The following is a 19819-nucleotide window of genomic DNA, read 5'->3' as shown; positions in this document are numbered from 1 at the left end:
TGTGCAAATATAGAAAGTTTTATTAAAACTCAAAAATTATTTTCAATAAAAATTTAGAAATTTATTTCCAAACCGTCGTACGCAAGATGAATGCCCTCCGGAAGTAATTCGTCCTCAACAGAATAGAGCCCAAAATGATGACTGATGTGGGTAAGGAACATCTTTTTCGGTTTAAATTTTTCCATAAGTCTGATGACGTCCGGCAGGATAAAATGGGCAGGATGTGGATCGTATTTTCGGATGCAGTTCACAATCAGAATGTCCAGGTTTCTGAGTTTTTCTTCATCTTCAATTGAGCTCGCATCGGTAATGTAGGCTAATTTTTTAAATTTAAAACCTAAAATCGGAAGTGTATGATGATTTACCGCTATTGGATCAATTTCTGCATCTCCAAAAGTGAATTTTTGATTGGTAATTGAATGCAGGTCAAAAGCCGGCGCTCCGGGATACCGCCTGTCTGCAAAAGCATAAGGAAATCTGTTTTTTACTTCCTGACCAACCCTTTCCAGACAATAAATCGGCATATTTTTTCCGGTTTTAAAGATCAGCGGGCGCATATCATCCAGCCCAATCACATGGTCATTGTGCTCGTGGGTAATCAATGTAATATCGATATGACCTTCATGATTTAAGAGCATCTGCTGCCGAAAATCTGGTCCGCAGTCAATGAGAATTTTCTTTCCTCCCTCAGAGGTGATCATCACAGAAGACCTGAATCTGGTATCTTTTGGGTTTGCAGAAGTGCATACTTCGCAAGTACATCCTATAACGGGAACGCCCTGCGAGGTTCCGGTGCCTAAAAATTTCAACTTCATTTTCTTTTGAGGTTGGTTTAATTTTGGTAAATTTACGAAAAATTATACGTCCTAATGTATCAGAAACTTACGCCCAAGCAAAAAGCACTAACAATTAATCTAGATCCTACTATTTACGGTACTTTCGCAGAAATTGGAGCAGGGCAGGAGACTGTTCGGCATTTTTTCAGAGCGGGAGGTGCTTCATCCACAATTGCTAAGGCGATGTCTGCGTACGACAAAGATTTCAGTGATGCCATTTACGGTAAAGAGGTTAAAAACAGATATGTAACCCAAAACCGTCTCCGCAAAATGCTCAGGTATGAGGTTGCTTTGATTGAGGAACGTATTTCCAGAGAAAATCATCCAAACAGAAAGTATTTTTCTTACGCCAACACGGTTACTACCATTAATTTTGATAAAACTTTAAAAGGTCACGGCTGGGTGGGAATCCGTTTTCAGAGTGAAGTGGATGCTCAGTATAATGAAATCGTTATCCACGTAAAATTTAAAGAAAATGACGCCACTTTACAGCAGGAAACGCTTGGTAATTTAGGGGTCAATTTAATTTATGGAGCTTATAAGTACTCTGATAATCCAAGAAATTTAATAGAATCTCTTTACGACGATATTGCAAAAGACAATCTTGAAATCGATATGATTGATTTCAGCGGACCTGTTTTCGATTACGTAGACAACCGTCTGATGTCCCTTCAGCTCGTGAAAAACGGAATGACCGACGCTGTAGTTTTCAATGCTGAGGGAAATAATATGCTGCCTGCAGATATTCTCTACAAGAAAAATATTTTTGCAGTGAGAGGAAGTTTCAGGCCGGTAACCAATGTAAATATTGATATGCTCGAAAACGGGATGAAAATGTTTATGAAAGATTCTAAATGTACCCAGGAAGATACCGAGGTTTTTATAGAAATTACCATCTCAAACCTGCGTGCAGACGGAGATATTGACGAGAGGGATTTCCTGGACAGAGTGGATGTTTTGGGTAAATTAGGGTACACGGTTATTATTTCAAACTTCTCAGAATATTACCGATTGATTGATTATTTCTCTGCATATACCACCGGAGATATTGGTGTGGTAATGGGCGTTAACAATATGTTAATGGTCTTCGACGAGAAGTACTATAAAAATCTTTCAGGGGGAATTCTTGAAGCATTCGGTAAATTCTTCAGAAACGGTATGAGAGTTTATCTTTACCCGTACAAAGATCCTGAAACACAGCAGCTTCTCGATTCTTCTACGTTGAAAGTAGGTGATAATCTGAAGGAACTTTATAAATATTTCAAAACCAACAACAGAATTGTAGATATTGAAAATTACAACCCGGAATTTCTGGAGATTTACTCGAGAGAAATTCTGAGAAAGATTACCTGCAATATCGAAGGATGGGAAAATCAAATTCCTGATGGTGTGGCAGATATGATCAAAGAAAGAAGTATGTTTGGCTACAAAAAAGAGCTTTCATTAAAACAGTTTTCATAAATATTTTATTAAAATGTCAGAAATAAAAAAGAGACTTTTATCCATTTTAGAAAGTCCGAAACATAACACCGAAGAGAAACTTGAGAAAGTCTGTCATCTTTTGGATCAGGAAATTTCTTATTTCAACTGGACTGGTTTTTACTTCAAAAACGGAGATAAAGACGAGTTGAAATTAGGTCCTTACGTAGGTGCGCCTACTGACCACACTATTATTCCTTATGGTAAAGGGATTTGCGGACAGGTTGCCGTTTCCAACGAAACATTCGTAGTTCCCGATGTGCACGAGGAAAGCAATTATTTGAGTTGTTCTATCGATACAAAGGCAGAAATCGTAGTTCCAATCTTCAAAGACGGACAAAACGTAGGACAGATTGATATTGATTCTCACACGGTAGATCCTTTCACAGACGCCGACAGAGAACTTCTGGAATGGCTTTGCAATGAAGTTTCAAAGATTTTGTGATTGGATCTCATTTCGATTTAAAATATAAACTCAGATTCGGTCTGAGTTTTTTTATTAACAGGAGCGGACTTTAGTCCGCTTTTAATTTTTGATGGATCATTGGGTTTTAGCCAAAATATGAATGCAGTTTTCTTAGATTGTTTTATTGAAAAACATTGTCGTTTAAAATCCCTGAAAGGGCAAAATCATTAACATGGGCTGCAGCCCCATGATTAAAAGCAATAATGATAAAAAGCCCTGAAGGGGCGACATAAAATTTAAATCTAATTTCAATTTAATTAAATTCTGAAATCAATTCTTTAAAATAATCCTCACACTTCGCAATGTGCGTTCCATACCATGAAAACGCCTCGCCGTCCACAATCATAATTTTCTTGTCAGGATAAAACTCTTTCAGCTCCAAAATATGTTTTTCTTTAAACGGAAAAGGCTCTGATGAAAGCATAATGACATCGGCTCCTGCTAAATCTTCAGTTTTAATTTCAGGATAACGCTTTTGATATTCAAATAAATTTTCAAATCCGATTTCTTTTAAAACTTTATCTATAAAAGTGTCTGAACCAATCGTCATATAAGGGTTTTTCCAGATCAGATAGGCTGCTTTTACAGATGTTTTTAACTTAGATTTTGCAAGAACGTCATAGATTTTCAGATTAAACTGTTGGGCTTTTTCTTGTTTATTAAAAAGGTTTCCGAGGGTCTTCAGCAGATAATAATTGTCTTCAATATTTTCAATATTTGTCACAATTACCTTAAAATCTTTCATCAGTTCCTCCACCTGATCTTTCACGTTTTCCTCCTTATTGGCTAATATTATATCGGGTTTCAGGCTTATTATTTTCTCCAGATTTAGATTTTTTGTACCACCAATGATTTCAACATTTTTCACTTTTTCTTTGGGATGAATGCAGAATTTTGTTCTTCCTACGATTTCGTTTTCTGTAAGACCTAAATCAAATAAAGCCTCAGTGATTGATGGAACAAGAGAAATTATACGCATACAACATATTTATAATATTATCCGAACGAAAGATTGAAACATTTGGTTAAAATACTACTTATCATTTAGAATTCTGCTTTTTTTTCCTGTAAATATTTCTCTCAGGCGGGTTGTTGGTACTTCATAATATTTGTAGATAAGAACAGATAATGTCAATGTAAGAGTCCAGTACAGCAGATAAATTGTGGGTAATATAATATTGTAATTTTTTGTAAAGTCGGTCCAGGGAATATTTTTTATAATAAGAATTCTTATTAATGATTCGTGAGTTAGGTACATTGAGTATGAAATCAGGCTAATGATTGTAATCAGATTTCCGATTTTATATTTTATTTTTCTAAAATTTGAAAGAAAAGGAAGCAATAATACTGTAGATATTGAAATGATGGTGTGAGCAAGCATATAATAATAAAATACTGCAAAACTTTCGGAATGATAACCTGTTACTTCAATTGCTTTTTCGATTATAATGATACCGATACCGGTAATAAATAATAGGAGTGGAATTGAATTCCATATTTTAGAATAATAGTAGCTTACATACGCACCTAAAACTCCGTATATGATATTATCTATTCTGTATATAACCTGCTGATGATAGAAATAAAGCTCTGAATTTTCCCCATAATCCATGTAAATTTGATATTTTAAAAATGTTACCAGAAATATGACAGAGAGTGAAATGGTGATTACAGAAATTTTCGGCGATAATTTTAGAACAGTTATTAAAGCAAAAATTAAAAGAGGAATAGTAAAATAAAACCATTCTTCAACACACAGACTCCAGGATTCCCGAAAATAGGGAGGAGCCTGATAGAATAGGTTTTGACAAAATATATAGTATTTACCAATATCCTCGAACGTGAAGGAAGGATCGCTAATTTTATAACCAATCGTGACAACTATTAGAATTAAAAAGTAAGCAGGCAAAGTTCTAAACCATCTTCGAATCCAAAAATCCAATAATAATGAGAAGGAAGCTTTGTTGTTTTCCAACTGCTTAATAAGAATCCCTCCAATTAGGAAACCACTCAGTACAAAAAAAATACTTACTCCATCAAATGTAATGTACTTTTGAAAATCTGCAATCTTCTGTGGAAGCAGGTTTGCACCGTGACCTATTACCACAGTTGTTATAGCAAAAAATCGAAGCAAATCCAGTCCGAAAATTCTGTCCTGGTTTAATTCATCAGAGAATAATGCGTATAATGATGCCGGCCTTAGTTTTTTTAAAAAAGATTTCATCTTATCTTTGTGTCTTTATTGATTTTCAGATTTCGAAAGTACAGAAATTCATTAAATGATTAAGTCAAATTGGTGATGCAAGTTATTAATTGTCTTTCAAATTCCCGAAATCTCATGACAGTTACTTTAAAATCTGTGATAAAATTTTCTACCTGGGTTTTCTTATTTCTCAGTTTTTTCCAAGGAAGAGAAATAGCATTTGAATTTTTTTTTATGGTTTCATTTTCGGCAAAACCTATATTACATTAAGGTTTGGTTATAATCATAAATGTGAAATTATACGCAAACTATACAATCGTACCGATAATTAGGATAGAGTGCAGAAGCATTTGGTTAAAATAACTTCTCATTATCAGCATTAGCTTTTTGTTCGGGTAAATTTCTCTCTCAACCGGGTAGTTGGTACTTCATAATATTTATATAGAAAAACCGATAATGTGAGGGTAAGAATCCAGTATAAAATATAAATTGTAGGAAGAATAATATTATAATTGGTGGTAAAATCTGTCCATGGAATTTCTTTTAAAATCATAATTTTAATGAGTGACATGTGCGTCAGATACATCGAATATGAAATTAGGCTTATAATGGTAATTAAATTTCCTGTTTTGTATCTGGTTTTTCTGTAGTTTGAAAGATATGGAAGCAAAAGAACTGTAGCCACAGAGGTGAGATTATAATCCAGTACGATGTGATAAAATGAAAACCAATCCGCATTATTTACGTACTGCGTAACCGCAAAATATTTCTGAATACCAAAAATTAACAGTCCCAAAACCAAAAGGCCTATTGGCGAGTAGTTCCATATCCGGGAATGATAAAAACTCAGATAAGCTGCAACCACTCCGTACATTATGCTGTCTATTCTTATAATTACCTGATTGTGATATAAATCAAAAGATGATGATTTTACAGGATCTAAATAGATTCTGTATTTTAAAAAAGCTATCAGAATGATTACAAAAACGGCAGTGGCCAAAACGGCATTTCTTGTTTTAAATTTAAAAAGTATAATTAAAGTAAAAATGACAGGTGGAACAGCAAAATAAAACCACTCTTCAACACTGAGGCTCCAGGATTCTCTAAAAAAAGCAGGAGGTGGATAATATAGGTTCTGACAGAAAAAATAATATTTTTTTACCTGGTGAAAAGTAAATTCAGGATCTGTGATGCAGTAGAAGACTGTCAGGATTACTAAAATTAGAAAATAGGTAGGTAAAGTTCTAAACCACCTTCTCATCCAAAAATGAAGTAAAAGAGAGAAATCCGCCTGGTTATTTTCCAGTTGTTTGATTAAAATTCCGCCAATCAAAAAACCACTTAATGCAAAAAAAATATTTACACCGTCAAAAGTAAAGTATTTATGAAAATCTGCAATCTTCACAGGCATTAAATATGCGCCATGCCCCAGTACCACAGTTGTAATCGCAAAAAAGCGAAGCAAATCCAGTCCAAAGATTCTGTCTTGGCTTAATTCGTCAGAGAATAACGAATATAATGATTTTGGTCTTAATTTTCCAAAAAACGATTTCATCTTTTCAAGTGTAGTTATTAGTTTTAAGATTCGAAAGTACAGATTTTTATTGTACAATCGAATTATTTTGGCAAAATGTCATTATTTAAAGCAGTTTCCCCGTTAAAAACATAGCCGCGATGGTAAAATAAATAATAAGTCCAGTAACGTCTACAAGTGTTGCAACGAAAGGAGCGGATGATGTCGCAGGGTCAAGATTGAATTTTTTGAGAATAAACGGTACCATAGAACCCGAAATAGTACCCCAAAGTACAATCATCGCCAGAGAAATGCCTGCGCTGATACCTATGAAAAACCAATAATCTCCGTAATCAAACCAACCGAGTTTGTGCCAGATCATAATTCTTAAAAACCCGATGACGCCGAGAAATGTTCCTAAAATTATACCGGTAAGAAGTTCTTTTTTCATTACAATCCACCAGTCTTTTATCGTGATTTCCTGTAACGCCATCGCGCGTATAATCAAAGTTGCTGCCTGCGAACCGGAATTTCCTCCACTGGAAATAATCAAAGGAATAAATAAGGCTAAAACAACTGCTTTTTCAATCTCATTTTCGTAATAACCCATCACAGAGGCTGTGATAAGCTGTAAAAAGAAAAGAACAATCAGCCAAAGTCCTCTTTTTTTAATCATTTCCCACCAGTGAGTCTGGATGTAAGGGTCGTCAAGTGCTTCCACACCCCCGAATTTTTGAATATCTTCGGTATTCTGAGATTCTATCTGATCTAAAATATCGTCAATCGTTACAATTCCAACCAAAACTCCGGCCTCAGTAACGATAGGAAGTGCTGCACGGTCATACTTTTCAAAATACTGCACCGCATCTTCTTTGGTGGTGGTAGTGGTGATGGCAACGAAATGATTATCAGTTATTTCTGAAATTAAAGTGTCTTCTTCGGCTAAAAGTAAACTTCCCAATGCAATATCATCGATTAGGCGGTTCCGTTCGTCTACCACGTAAAGATAATTCATCGTTTCCACCCTGCTTCCCACTTTTTTGATCTGCTGAAGACATCTTTTTATTGTCCATTCTTTTCGGATCTGGATGTAGTAAGGTGTCATCAGGCGGGCAATAGAATCAGAATCGTAGCCAAGAAGTTTCAGCGCAATTCTTCTTTCCTGGGGATTAAGAAGGTTAATAGAATATTTTATAAGCTCATCCGGAAAATCTTCGAAGAGAGAAGTTCTGTCATCGGGCGTCATCCCGTTGAGGATATCAGAAACCTCGGCGCTGGTGATGCTGCGGATGGTTTCTTCCTGAAAATCTGGGTCTAGATGCGAAAAAACATCAGCTTTGAATTCTTTCGGAACTTTCAAAAAAGCCAACAGTCTTTCGTCAGCTGGTAAATCGCTGAGAGTTTCGGCAATGTCGGCAGGATTAAAATTTTGTTCGTCAGAATAATTCAAAATGAAATATTTTTAGCACTGCAAAAATAAATCAAATTTTAAAGATAGGAGCAGAAATGCCTAAATTTAAGGTTTTATTAAACTTCAAATCTCCTTTTCTGTCGCAGATTTCAGTTTTTTCAGATTTTTGAGGATGGTTTTGAGCGCTCCGGCAGTTCCTATTTTAATAGAATTTTCGGCTGAGCCCAGCATACGCATATTTTTTCTGTAGGTATCGTAAGAAGATTCTGTGATGAGATTTCCGCTTTTATCAAACAGTTTCATGCTCACTACAACCTGATTTGAGAATACATATTTTCCTAAACCCACTTTGAAATATTTTACTTTAGAAACCGTCACAAAATCTGCGTCGTTGTTTGAGGCGTAATCCGAAATTGTCTGCGGATCTGCCGTATCAAAAGGCATCTGGGTTTCAGTTTTCATCATTTTGCTTTTTTTGTGGAGGCTGATGTGGTCTGATACAGCACTGAAAAATGCAAGATTGGTAGGGTCTTTTATTTCCTCAAGATCCGGTTCTACTTCAGGATTAAAATAAAGAATGTTTTGAGAATCCCTTTGCTTCTGCGCTGAAACTGTGTTGGTTTGCAGAGCAAAAATAATCAGCAGGATAAGAGCTAAATTTTTTTTCATGATACAGTTACAAAAATACTGTCTTTTAATGAGATAACAGATATATAAGTGATATTATATACAGAATTTTTAAGTTTAAATTTAAAATAAGATCAGGATGTACTCCTATTCAAAAAAATGTTGTACTTTTGCACCCGTTACATAATAATCATTAAACAATATTGGAATGTACTTAACAACAGAAAAAAAGTCAGAAATTTTCGCAAAGCACGGAAAATCTGCAACAGACACAGGAAGCGCTGAAGGACAGGTAGCTTTATTTACTTTCAGAATCAACCACTTATCTCAGCACTTGAAGGCAAATCGTCACGATTTCAATACTGAGAGATCTTTGGTGAAATTGGTAGGTAAAAGAAAAAGCTTACTTGATTATCTTAAGAAAAAAGATATCAACAGATACAGAGCGATCATCGCTGAATTAGGATTAAGAAAATAATCTTAGCGATAGTCTAAAAACATTAGCAACTTCGAAAGAGGTTGCTTTTTTTGTGGATTTAATTTTAAAACTAAGAATAATTTAGATTTTATTTAAATCCTAATCATTAAATTTGCCACTTTCTAAAATAACAAGCCCGTGCTCCACAGATTTTATATTCTCTCCATCCTGCTGTTTTCAAATGCTTTTGTGTTTTCACAGGAAAACGACAGCTTGAAGCCTCAAAAATGGGCATTTGCGGCAACAGGAGAATATGGCGGAATTATTCCCACCAACGAATCTCTGAATTTTTACAGACATAAAGCATTTTCAGGATACAACATTCAGTTTTTGAAACAGACCGACGGCAGCAGAGATTGGGAAAAACTTTTCAATTATCCTCAAATCGGTTTCGGTGTTTTTGCTTTAGATTTTCTGAAAGGAAAAGACATGGGAAGTCCTTATGGTTTTTATGGGATTTACAACGCTAAAATAAACCAGTGGAACAGACTTAAATGGATGTACGGAATTAATTTCGGGATTTCTTTCAATTCAAATTATTTTGATTTTGACAGGCAGTATTACAATATTTCTGTTGGCTCCAAAACAAATATGTACATCGGCCTGTCCACAGGACTGCATTATGAACTGGATGAGCATTTTGATGTAGGTTTAAATTTAAAATTTAATCATCTCTCCAACGGTGCTACAAAAATCCCCAATAAAGGTCTGAATATGGCTGCCGGACAGCTCAGTCTCACTTATTATCCTGAAAGAATCAAACCCATTGAAACCGACACTGTATACAAACCGGCCGAAAAAAACAATACTCTGGAATTCTCTGTTTTTGGCGGAAGAAAAGACTCCTTTTATCAGGGTGAAAACCGCTTCGATCTGAAGTACTATGAAGGTTACGAGTACAACGTCTTCGGTGCCGATGCTCTTTACATGCATCAGTATTCAGACAAATCTGCCTATGGTTTAGGAGTAGGAATCACCTACGATGGAGAATATAATCACACCTCTTATGTTCAGGACAGTACTTTGTATGAGAAAAAAAGATTTTCTAATGACAGGATGCTCTTGAGTATCATCCCAACCTACCGTTTGATGATCGGGAAACTATACGTAAACATCGGTGCAGGAGTGTATCCATTCAAGAAAACCAGACAGTATGACAAAGATATTTTATTTCAGAAAATAGGTCTTCAGTATCAGATTACAGACCGGCTGTTTGCGTCATTCGGAATCAACGCCTACAATTTTCATATTGCCAATTATCTGGAATGGAAGCTGGGCTATACTATTTCAAAAAAGAAAAACAGAAAGTGAGGCAATTATTTGAGATCTAAAAGTTTAAAACTTATAAATCGATTCTTAAATCTATAAAATAGGATATTATAACAAATAATACCTTAAATTTGCACCACATTTTAGACGAAATATAATAATTAAAGCACTCAATACGGAGTGCAACACAAAACAATTTATGAGTATACCTCAAGCAATTACAGAAACGATCATTCTTGCAGACGGCAGAGAGATCACTTTAGAAACAGGAAAACTGGCAAAACAGGCTGACGGTTCTGTTGTAGTAAAAATCGGTGGCACAATGCTTTTAGCAACTGTGGTAGCCAGCAAAGAAGCAAAAGATGGTGTAGATTTCTTACCATTGACAGTAGATTACAGAGAAAAATTCTACGCAGGTGGAAAAATTCCAGGAAACTTTTTCAGAAGAGAGGCCAGACCTTCAGATCAGGAAATCCTGACAATGCGTTTGGTAGACAGAGTTCTAAGACCATTATTCCCTGAAGATTTCCACGCGGAGGTACAGGTGATGATTTCATTGATTTCTTATGACGGACAGTCAATTCCGGATGATTTGGCAGGTCTTGCTGCTTCGGCAGCGATTGCAATTACAGATATTCCTTTCAACGGACCAATGTCTGAAGTAAGAGTAGTAAGAATCGATGGGAAACTGGCAATCAATCCTAATTATGAAGATCTTAAATTGGCTGACCTTGACATTATGGTGGGTGCAACCAAAGATTCTATCGTAATGGTGGAAGGTGAAATGAAGGAAATCACTGAAGCAGAAATGCTTGAAGCGATTACTTTTGCCCACGAAGAAATCAAAAAACAGGTTGAAGCTCAGGAAAGATTAGCTGAAAAAGTAGGCAAATCATTACCAAAAAGAGAATACAGCCACGAAAATCACGACGAAGCAATTCGTGAGAAAGTGTGGAAAGAAACTTATGATAAAGTATATGAAGTAGCAAAAACTCCTTCAGGAAAAGAAGAACGGGGAGAAAAATTCAGAGCGGTACGTGACGAATTTTTAGCTCAATATGTTGAAAACGTTGAAGAACTTGAGAGAGTTACTCCTTTCGTAAAAGTGTACTTCCACGATGTTGAAAAAGAGGCGATGCGTCAGATGATTATCAATGATAAAATCCGTCTTGACGGTCGTGATCCTGAAACAATCCGTCCAATCTGGTCTGAAATAGATTATTTACCGGGAGCTCACGGTTCTGCAATCTTTACAAGAGGTGAAACTCAGTCTTTAACAGCTGTAACTTTAGGCTCGGTAAAAGATGCAAACATGGTAGACAGCGTAATGGTAAACTATGACGAAAGATTTTTCCTTCATTATAATTTCCCGCCATTCTCAACGGGTGAAGCGCGTCCTTTAAGAGGAACTTCAAGAAGAGAAGTGGGTCACGGAAACTTAGCTCAGAGAGCTTTGGCAAATATGATCCCTGAAGAAAATCCTTATACAATCCGTATTGTTTCTGATATTTTAGAATCAAACGGTTCATCTTCTATGGCAACTGTTTGTGCAGGAACTTTAGCGTTGATGGATGCGGGTGTTCAAATCAAAAAGCCGGTTTCTGGTATTGCAATGGGATTGGTGACTGATGTGAAATCAGGAAAATACACTGTGCTTTCTGACATTTTGGGTGATGAAGATCACCTGGGAGATATGGACTTTAAAGTAACCGGAACTGCAGACGGAATCACGGCTTGCCAGATGGACATCAAAGTTCAGGGACTTTCTATGGAAATCATGGAGAAAGCTCTTTTACAGGCAAGAAACGGAAGATTGCATATTCTTGATAAATTAAATGAAACTATTTCTGCACCAAGAGAAGACGTGAAACCTCACGCTCCGAAAATGGTGATGATGGAAATCTCTAAAGATTTCATCGGTGCGGTAATCGGACCTGGTGGAAAAATCATTCAGCAGATGCAGAAAGATACTGATACAGTTATCGCAATTGAAGAAGTTGGCGAAATCGGTAGAATCGAAATTTCAGGTGTAAGCAGAGAGAAAATCAACGAGGCGATTGCAAAAATCAACGAGATTACTTTTGTACCTGTTGTAGGTGAAGTTTACCAGGGAAGAGTAGTGAAAGTAATGGATTTTGGAGCTTTTGTAGCGATTGCTAAAGGTACTGAAGGTCTTCTTCATATCTCTGAAATCGAATGGGCTCGTTTAGACAAAGTTCCTTACAACGAAGGCGATCAGGTTGAGGTGAAATTTATGGGTTATGACGACCGTAAGAAAATGAAACTTTCAAGAAAAGTTTTATTGCCAAGACCGGAAAGACCGGCTCAAAAACCAAGAGAAGAAGGACAGGGAAGACCAGAAGGAAACAGACAGGACAGACAAGACCGACCTGCAAGACCTGAAGGTAGAGTAAATCCTGAAGGAAGAGATCAACCGGGTGAGCACAAACCTTTGAACGAACCACAAGATTAATCATCTTATACATACAAAACCACCGAATTTCGGTGGTTTTTTTTATTTTATCTTAAGCACGGTTGCAAATCCGCGCTATCTTATGAAGTTTTTTCCAGAAAACGGATATTAATCAAAGTTAAAAAAGAAAAATGCAACTGCTGCCCATTCTTTGCTGATGCCTTTTGCATAGCCAATGGTAGCGCGGCTGCTGTTTTCTACAGTTCCGTCATCTTTGATGTAACCAAGGGTTGAATGGCTGCTGTTTTCCACCGTTCCGTCTTTTTTAACGTAGCCCACAGTCGAACGGTTTTTATTTTCTATCGTTCCGTCACTTTTAATGTAACCAATCGTGCTTCTGCTGCTGTTTTCAATGGTGCCGTCATTTTTAATGTAACCTAAGGTCGAACGGCTGCTGCTCTCGATTGTTCCGTCACTTTTGATGTAACCTGTGGTGGTGCGGCTGGATGATTCGATGGTCTGCGCGCTTATTGTGGTAAGGCTGAAAAGAAGTATTACAAAAATGATTTTTCCCATGGCTTATTTTAATTTAAAATTTTCAGTGTTGAAGATAATAAAATTATTTAAATGAATCTGAATTCAATTGACGGCAGGGAAACCGACTTTTATCAACAAAATTTCAGATGTAATTATAGATTTTTCAAATCTGAATGATAAGTTATTGAAAACTAAAAAGTTATTATGAAGCTGTTTTCCAATAATATTTGTTGTATATTTGCAGAGTGATTAACTGAATGTTTACAGCTTTTGCTAAAGAAAAGTTTTGGGCATTTATTTTTTTCTATCAGTTTCACATTTCAGATGCCGGTTTATTCCTCAAAAAAATATTGATACAGGCAATCTTTTATCACTACTGAAAACAACAGAATACCTTAATGATGCACTTCTGCAAAGTATCTGGCCGGAAACGTGGTAGAATCCGGAAAAAAATTCTATCTTTAACGTCATCAGTAACAAATAAATTTTAAAATATATATGGCAGATTCTTTTTCAAAAAAAGAAAACTTTAAGAAAAAACAGGCAAAATTAAAAGAGAAAGCGCTTCGTCGTGAAGACCGTAAAGACAACAACGACAAAGGCAAAAGTCTCGATGATATGATTATGTACGTTGACGAAAATGGTCAGCTTACTTCTGTACCACCTGAAAACAGAGAAAAAATCGAGATCAGTCTTGATGATATTCAGCTTGGGGCAGCACCAATCGAAGAGGAGGAACTTAGAAAGACCGGGATTATCACATTCTTCAGCGATAAAGGTTATGGTTTCATTACCGAAGACCGTTCTAAAGAGAATATCTTCTTCCACAGCAACAACGCTACAGAAATCCTTAAAAAAGGGAATAAAGTTTCTTACGAAAAAGAAAGATCACCAAAAGGATTTTCAGCGATTGATATTAAAATCGTGAAATAATCTTTTGATTACTCATACAGAAAGAGCTTCAGTTTTGAAGCTCTTTTTTTGTGGAGTTAAGGGATGCTATGGTTTTAATTATAGCTATTTTGCTGCGCAAGCCGCTTGTTTACTCTTTATCTCTGGCAATGGGTACGATCGTGAAGCTCGCACCAGCGGGTAGACATAATAATGTTAGTTTAAAATTTTAAAATATAAAACTTTTGTTAAATCAATTAGCATCAAATTTTTCAAAATACATTTTTAGATCAAGATAAATTTTCTCCGCTTCTTTGTCTCCTTCCTTCGCCAGTTTTTTGACATTCTCATAATAAGCGATTGATTGTCTGTTTAAACTTTCTCCTAAAATCAGGTTTATATCTTCAATATTTTGCAAAAGAGGTTTTAGTCTGGAAGTTATGGCAGCCAGTTGTTCAAAATCTTCGGGTGTTTTATCCGGCTTGTTTTTAAAATCCTCTAATAATTTAAAAACGATCTGCAGGTTTTGTTTTATCTTTTCAAAATCTTCAGGAGAAATCCCTCTTACTGCCTGAAGGTGTTTCTGGAATTGTTCTTCGAAATCTTTGGTAAACTTATTGTCGAAATTCATATCAGTGTTTTTTTATTTGAAAGTAAATTTAGAAATTTATTTTGAACACGAATTAAAATATCAATGGTAAGTTTTTCTCTTTGCTGTGTTTAATGAGAATATAACTTTTCTCTTATTTCCACTAAAATTTCAGTGGTTTTATCTCTATCAGGATATTCAGGGAGTTTTGAGATGGAATGGTAATGGTCGATTGATTTTATTAAATTTTCTGCTTTCGCTAAAACTTTTTCATACGACCAGTTTCCGGCTTTGATGTCTAACAGTTCGTCACGGTTATCGACTCTGATATTTAATGAACTGTTTTTAAAAATCTGCTCACAAGACTGCAAAAGACGAATCGTGTGCATCATATTTTTGCTGTCGTAGTTTTGTCCGTGATTTTGGTTGACGTTGTAGCGGTCTTCGTTTCTTTCCGAAACCCATTTCCAGTATTCTCTGTAATCTTTGCAGTAAGTGGAGTAGGCATCGATGTTGCAAAACAAGTAGGCAATACATTTTTCTCCCTTCGGAACTGATGATACGGAAACCTCATTGGCTTCTCCGTTCCGGATTATTCCTTTATAATTTAAATCTCCCGATTCATCATAAAAGAGTGCAAACATTCCTTTAGTGTTGTCGATGCTCACCAATCCACATTTTTCCTGCGAGAGACCACCCCGTCCTTTGGACACCAGTGCCTCATAAGTTTTATTATTTTTAAATGAGTCGGCGAATCTCGTTCCTCGATTTCCAGAGGAGGGGAATTCGCGCAACCATTTTTTTAACGGAACAGAACCGTTATTTTCTAAAATATAGCAGAAATCAAGAATCGATTTTCTTTCCTTTTCAATTGGGTTTAAAATTTTCTTATTGAGTCCTTTTGCTTTTTTAATCTGAGAAAGGGCGTAACCGGCAAATGTATCTTTGCATAATTTCGACAGGAAATCTTCAGGCTTAAACAAATCCATCAAAGGATTCTTAATTTGAATACAGTCTTCCGGACTTGCCAGAATTTCCAGAATATTGGGATTGTTTTTCTGCAGTAATTCTACAAATCTCCCGATTTCATAATACGAAATATCATTTGTCTCATTAGAAATCTGCGGGATATAGTTTAAATCAAAAAAATCTTGTTTTGGCAAATAGTAAACTCCTTTGATATCTGTATCTGAATTTTCCGTGGCGAGCCCGAACGAGCGGCTTCCGGAGATGGATTCGAGGAGGATGAGTTTTAGGGATTTTAAGGTTTCAATTAACATTCTATATTATTAAGCATCCTTAGCAATTTTTTCAATATAATCTTTGTATTGATCAAGGCAGTGCCATGTGTTTTCTTCTTCTAAATTACTGTAGTAAAAATTCAAGGCATTTTCTGAAAAGTTTTCATACCCAAAATCTGTTGTGATGCATCCACTGGAATCACCATTCAAAATTAAATAAATATTGCCTCCGCAATCTCCTGTTATATGGGATCCAATTGAGAAGCATAGATGTGCATCAGAGCCGAGTTCTTCAAAACAGATTTGTAAAAAATCTACTTCCTGAATATGCTTATTAAAAGCATTATTTTTAAAGTTAAATTCGAATCTACCGATTGAAAAAGCGTCTTCAATATTTTGATTTGTATTTTCGTCAATTCCATGTAGATTAATCCACCGTTCGACAACATACTCAACAAACTCTTCATTGTAAAAAAGAGTAATGTCTTTAAAGTTTGAATAGAGTAAAGTTTGCAATACATCATCATTTACATCAAAATAAGTATAGAAGTATTCGATTTCAGGCGCTATTTCCAACCCAAATTCCATTCTCATGTACGAAAACATCGATGCTGTTTTTGCATTGTAGTTTTTCGATGTGTGATGTTTTTCTTTATGCTTTATAAGTAAGTCCAGATACTTTTTCATTAAATCTAATATAACAATATTTCCCTAAAAACCCTCTCCATCTTATTTTTGTCCGTTTTCCCTGCACCCAAACTTTTCGCTCTTTCCTCATTATCCTTCACCATCTCCTCTAAAAACCCAAATAACTCCCAGTCATTTGCATGAAAATAAGATTCTCCTTTTGTGGCTTTTAAGGCAACCAGATTTTCTATTTTTGTTCTTGTAAAATCATCAACTAAGACGAGAAGTTCGCTGAACAAAACTGGCGGTATTGTTCCTTTTTCCAATATCCATTTTCCCGTGAGTGCAGTTCGCAGACAATAAAAATAAGATTTCAATTTTACTTCATCTGTCCGGCATGCTTCGAGGTATTTTTTGCTCATACTCAGATAATGGTAAGAAACCGCTATCGGAGAAAATGCTTCATCAGCCAAAGGTTTAAAAAGATCATAAAATTTTGCGTTTTTCACATAAACGATTGGAGAATAGAACCAACTCAGCAATGCGGCATTGGATTTCAAAAGAAGATGAAAAGTCTTCCTCAGATCCCATCCGGAACCGTCAAGATCGTCTTCTGTTATAAATTCTATAGTTTCATCTTTGTCCCATGGCGAAAGATACCAGTCTTTGTCGTGTCGATATATAAACCGTATGTCATAATCGCTGTCGGGAGACGCAAAACCCCAGGCGCGGCTTCCTGATTCTACTGCAAGCAATATTTCTATGTTTCTTTTTGCCTCTGTCTCTTTGAGTTTTTCTAATATTTTTGGTGTCATTGTATTAGTTATTTAAATTTTATAATTATCGTTCCGCAGGAATTACCGTACAAAAAATTAAATATTTGCATAGATTCCTGCGGAATGACAAACTTTTATGAAGATTTTTAAGATGTTTATCAAAAACATATTATTTCCTAAACTTCTTTTTCCTCTTCCACGGCGCATTCTTCTGCACATCACCCGCCATAATACATCCGTAGGGCATCACTTCATCCAGTACTTCGCACAGACCGTATTCTTCAATTTGGGCTCTGACGTTTTTGGCGCTTTTATAGGCGGTGGGCAACTCGGAGATATCGATGTCGTTGGTGAAGAAACGGATGTCTAAACCTGCGGTTTCTTCGGCGAAAACTTCTTCAATGGTTTTGTGGGCCAGTGATTTTTTATGCTGGGTTCTGCTGAAATTTCTTCCGGCGCCGTGGGGTGCAAAACCTAAGTTTCTCTCATTGGTTTTTCCCTGAACAATCAGAACGGGCTCTGCCATATTCAGCGGGATCAGTCTTGGTCCCGTGATGTCGGGCATGAATTTATCGTCCAGAGGCGTTGCTCCTTTTGCGTGGTAAAACAAATCTCCGTCTTTGAAAACAAAGTTGTGCTCGTTCCAGTATCTGTTTTGTTTTTCGGTATTCAGTTTCTCCAAAACAGTATTATGAATGGCTTCGTGGTTTTCTTTTGTCCATGCTCTGATCAGCTGCAAAGCTTCCCAGTAGGATTGTCCTTCCTCGGTTTCGTAGGGAATCCATGCGTTTTCTTTCAGGGTTTCAGGGGAGATTTCCATTCTGAAACGGTTGGCTACCTTCATTCCTTTATCGTACAGCGCGGCGCCCGGAGCTCTTGAACCGTGATGGGTGACCATCATTGTGTTTCCGGTGTTTTTTGATGTTCCTACAAAAAGAAAATGGTTTCCGTCTCCCTGTGTTCCCATGTGCGAACGGGCAATGCTGATGAGTTTTTCATCATTTAAGAAGAAATTTTCTCTAAAAGCATCCATCAGTTCCTGAGACATGGGCATCTGTTCGCCTCTCGGTCTTCCGCCGTATCCGAAATGGGTGATGGAATGGGCGGCATCCAAAACTTCTTTGGGATCGGACTTTCCAAAATCAGTCAGCATTACCGAACAGCAGATATCTGCAGAGTGAAATCCGGGATGAATGGCGTTTTTCGCTACGACCACTCCGCCAACGGGAATCTGACCTTCAGGACCTGTCGGGCAGGCATCGGGCATAATGGCTCCGCTGATTAGGGTTGGCGTTTTCATCAGAACTGTCATCGTGTTGATGACTTTTTCCACGTTGTCGATTTCGTTATCATGTTCCGGACGGATGTTGATGACAAAGTCTTTCGGCTCAGCATGCAGAGGAATCGGATCGGGTGATCTGAACTGTTCAAGGTATGTTTTCATCTCGTTTTCAGTGAGTTGGTTTTCATTAATATGTTGGATGGCTTCGTTGAACCATTTTGATGGTCTGAAACCTAATTCGATAAGGTGGTTTCCGTTGATTGTGTTCATAATTTATTGTTTAATTTTTTTTATTTGGGGCAGCTTGACCGCCTTCCACTCCCGCTTTTTTGCTCGTCGTACCTCCTCACAAAAAGAGCTGCGTTCAAGTCGGGCTGCGAGTGATTCGACTTTTAAATTTTGTAACCTTGATGAGACTCGAACTCACATTCCAAATTGGCATTGAGGCTGTAAATACGCTTCCCTACTAAAATTTCGGTGCATCTGTAAACTCTACCCATTAGTCCGCACAGGTCTAACCGGAATATCCTCAAACTCTGCGAATACGTCAATTTTTTCGCAGGCTTTTCCTTTTAAGCTACAAGGTCATTTTCATAATGCAAAGTAATTACGTAATTGCGCAATGTTTTTGCGTAGATGAAATTATTTTGATTATTTTTGAGAAAATTTTAAATAATTTTTCTTTACCCCAACCCTAAAGGGAGGAAAAATTGCTTAAAATTTAAAAGAAATCACTCCCTTTAAGGTCGGGGCAAATGATTTTGATTAAATTTTTCATAGTCAAATATTTACTTAAAAACCTTGTGCGGTTTTTAAGTCTTTTCAATTTCAATTTAAAATAAAAAATATGTTATTCGAACAATTAGAAAAATCGGCGGAGGAGATTCAGTTTAATGATGTGATTGCATTCATTGATGCGCATTATGATTTTACTCCGACAAAATTTACGAATGGAAATACCTTGAATGAAGCGGGTCAGAATAATGGCTCTTGCAAAGTCTTCAGTTTTGCGAAGCTGAATGATTTGACTAAGGAAGATACGCTAGCTCTTTTCGGTTCTTTTTACAGGGAAGATGTTTTGAAAAATCCTGAAGGGACGGATCATCAGAATATCAGAAATTTTATTGAGTATGGCTGGGATGGAGTTTCTTTCAAGGGAAATGCTTTGAAGAGAAAGTAGA

19 protein-coding genes are annotated in these 19819 nt (G+C 36.5%); 7 read left to right on the top strand and 12 right to left on the bottom strand.

Going from position 1 to position 19819, the window contains the following annotated elements:
- Nucleotides 1-53: 53 nt before the first annotated feature.
- A complete protein-coding gene (locus ASG31_RS17920; RefSeq protein ID WP_056036114.1) occupies nt 54-815 on the bottom strand; it encodes an MBL fold metallo-hydrolase in 762 nt (253 codons plus the stop codon).
- A 54-nt stretch (nt 816-869) separates the two neighbouring features.
- Between ASG31_RS17920 and ASG31_RS17915 the strand changes: the two genes are divergently transcribed.
- Nucleotides 870-2297, top strand: a complete 1428-nt coding sequence (locus tag ASG31_RS17915) for a hypothetical protein (protein ID WP_056036112.1) — start codon at nt 870-872, stop codon at nt 2295-2297.
- Nucleotides 2298-2310: 13 nt separating this feature from the next.
- Nucleotides 2311-2760, top strand: coding sequence for a GAF domain-containing protein (locus ASG31_RS17910; protein ID WP_056036109.1), 450 nt, complete (start codon nt 2311-2313; stop codon nt 2758-2760).
- A gap of 274 nt (nt 2761-3034) precedes the next feature.
- Here ASG31_RS17910 and ASG31_RS17905 read toward each other — a convergent pair whose 3' ends face one another.
- The 5 genes from ASG31_RS17905 to ASG31_RS17885 form a co-directional block, all read right to left on the bottom strand.
- The gene (locus ASG31_RS17905) at nt 3035-3760 is read right to left on the bottom strand and encodes an ABC transporter substrate-binding protein (protein WP_056036106.1); all 726 of its coding nucleotides are present in this window, start codon (nt 3758-3760) and stop codon (nt 3035-3037) included.
- 54 nt (nt 3761-3814) lie between these two features.
- Complete coding sequence (locus ASG31_RS17900) at nt 3815-5005, bottom strand: acyltransferase family protein (protein WP_056036103.1); 1191 nt, start codon at nt 5003-5005, stop codon at nt 3815-3817.
- Between the two features lie 358 nt (nt 5006-5363).
- Nucleotides 5364-6539: an acyltransferase family protein gene (locus ASG31_RS17895; protein ID WP_056036101.1), complete on the bottom strand. Its 1176-nt coding sequence runs from the start codon at nt 6537-6539 to the stop codon at nt 5364-5366.
- 85 nt (nt 6540-6624) lie between these two features.
- The gene (mgtE, locus tag ASG31_RS17890; RefSeq protein WP_056036098.1) at nt 6625-7947 is read right to left on the bottom strand and encodes a magnesium transporter; all 1323 of its coding nucleotides are present in this window, start codon (nt 7945-7947) and stop codon (nt 6625-6627) included.
- An 84-nt stretch (nt 7948-8031) separates the two neighbouring features.
- On the bottom strand, nt 8032-8577 hold the full coding sequence (locus tag ASG31_RS17885) for a hypothetical protein (RefSeq protein ID WP_056036095.1): 546 nt from the start codon (nt 8575-8577) through the stop codon (nt 8032-8034).
- A gap of 166 nt (nt 8578-8743) precedes the next feature.
- Here ASG31_RS17885 and rpsO point away from each other — a divergent pair, with 166 nt between their 5' ends.
- From rpsO to ASG31_RS17870, 3 genes are all read left to right on the top strand, one after another.
- Nucleotides 8744-9013, top strand: coding sequence for a 30S ribosomal protein S15 (rpsO, locus tag ASG31_RS17880; protein WP_056036093.1), 270 nt, complete (start codon nt 8744-8746; stop codon nt 9011-9013).
- Nucleotides 9014-9151: 138 nt separating this feature from the next.
- Nucleotides 9152-10324 (top strand): acyloxyacyl hydrolase, encoded by a 1173-nt coding sequence (locus ASG31_RS17875; RefSeq protein WP_056036091.1) that lies wholly within the window; start codon nt 9152-9154, stop codon nt 10322-10324.
- A gap of 157 nt (nt 10325-10481) precedes the next feature.
- Nucleotides 10482-12755, top strand: a complete 2274-nt coding sequence (locus tag ASG31_RS17870; RefSeq protein WP_056036089.1) for a polyribonucleotide nucleotidyltransferase — start codon at nt 10482-10484, stop codon at nt 12753-12755.
- Nucleotides 12756-12863: 108 nt separating this feature from the next.
- On the opposite strand, the gene ASG31_RS17865 is transcribed toward ASG31_RS17870, so the two are convergent.
- Entirely contained in the window at nt 12864-13271 is a 408-nt protein-coding gene (locus tag ASG31_RS17865) for a 5-fold beta-flower protein (protein ID WP_056036087.1), read from the bottom strand.
- A 459-nt stretch (nt 13272-13730) separates the two neighbouring features.
- Here ASG31_RS17865 and ASG31_RS17860 point away from each other — a divergent pair, with 459 nt between their 5' ends.
- The gene (locus ASG31_RS17860) at nt 13731-14165 is read left to right on the top strand and encodes a cold-shock protein (protein WP_056036085.1); all 435 of its coding nucleotides are present in this window, start codon (nt 13731-13733) and stop codon (nt 14163-14165) included.
- Between the two features lie 211 nt (nt 14166-14376).
- Here ASG31_RS17860 and ASG31_RS17855 read toward each other — a convergent pair whose 3' ends face one another.
- The 5 genes from ASG31_RS17855 to ASG31_RS17835 all read right to left on the bottom strand — a co-directional run bounded on the left by ASG31_RS17855 (nt 14377) and on the right by ASG31_RS17835 (nt 18908).
- Complete coding sequence (locus tag ASG31_RS17855) at nt 14377-14754, bottom strand: hypothetical protein (RefSeq protein WP_056036082.1); 378 nt, start codon at nt 14752-14754, stop codon at nt 14377-14379.
- A gap of 89 nt (nt 14755-14843) precedes the next feature.
- On the bottom strand, nt 14844-15992 hold the full coding sequence (locus ASG31_RS17850) for a DNA polymerase beta superfamily protein (protein ID WP_056036080.1): 1149 nt from the start codon (nt 15990-15992) through the stop codon (nt 14844-14846).
- A 9-nt stretch (nt 15993-16001) separates the two neighbouring features.
- Nucleotides 16002-16640 (bottom strand): hypothetical protein, encoded by a 639-nt coding sequence (locus tag ASG31_RS17845; RefSeq protein WP_056036078.1) that lies wholly within the window; start codon nt 16638-16640, stop codon nt 16002-16004.
- Nucleotides 16641-16645: 5 nt separating this feature from the next.
- The gene (locus ASG31_RS17840; RefSeq protein ID WP_056036075.1) at nt 16646-17395 is read right to left on the bottom strand and encodes a DNA polymerase beta superfamily protein; all 750 of its coding nucleotides are present in this window, start codon (nt 17393-17395) and stop codon (nt 16646-16648) included.
- Nucleotides 17396-17525: 130 nt separating this feature from the next.
- On the bottom strand, nt 17526-18908 hold the full coding sequence (locus ASG31_RS17835; protein ID WP_056036072.1) for an RtcB family protein: 1383 nt from the start codon (nt 18906-18908) through the stop codon (nt 17526-17528).
- Between the two features lie 577 nt (nt 18909-19485).
- On the opposite strand from ASG31_RS17835, the gene ASG31_RS17830 reads away from it, so the two are divergent.
- A complete protein-coding gene (locus ASG31_RS17830; RefSeq protein WP_056036070.1) occupies nt 19486-19818 on the top strand; it encodes a HopJ type III effector protein in 333 nt (110 codons plus the stop codon).
- Nucleotide 19819 lies beyond the last annotated feature (1 nt).

The organism is Chryseobacterium sp. Leaf404 (assembly GCF_001424145.1).
GTDB lineage: Bacteria > Bacteroidota > Bacteroidia > Flavobacteriales > Weeksellaceae > Chryseobacterium.
Note: the sequence above shows the minus strand (reverse complement) of the source record. Positions and strands in the feature narration are given on the sequence as shown.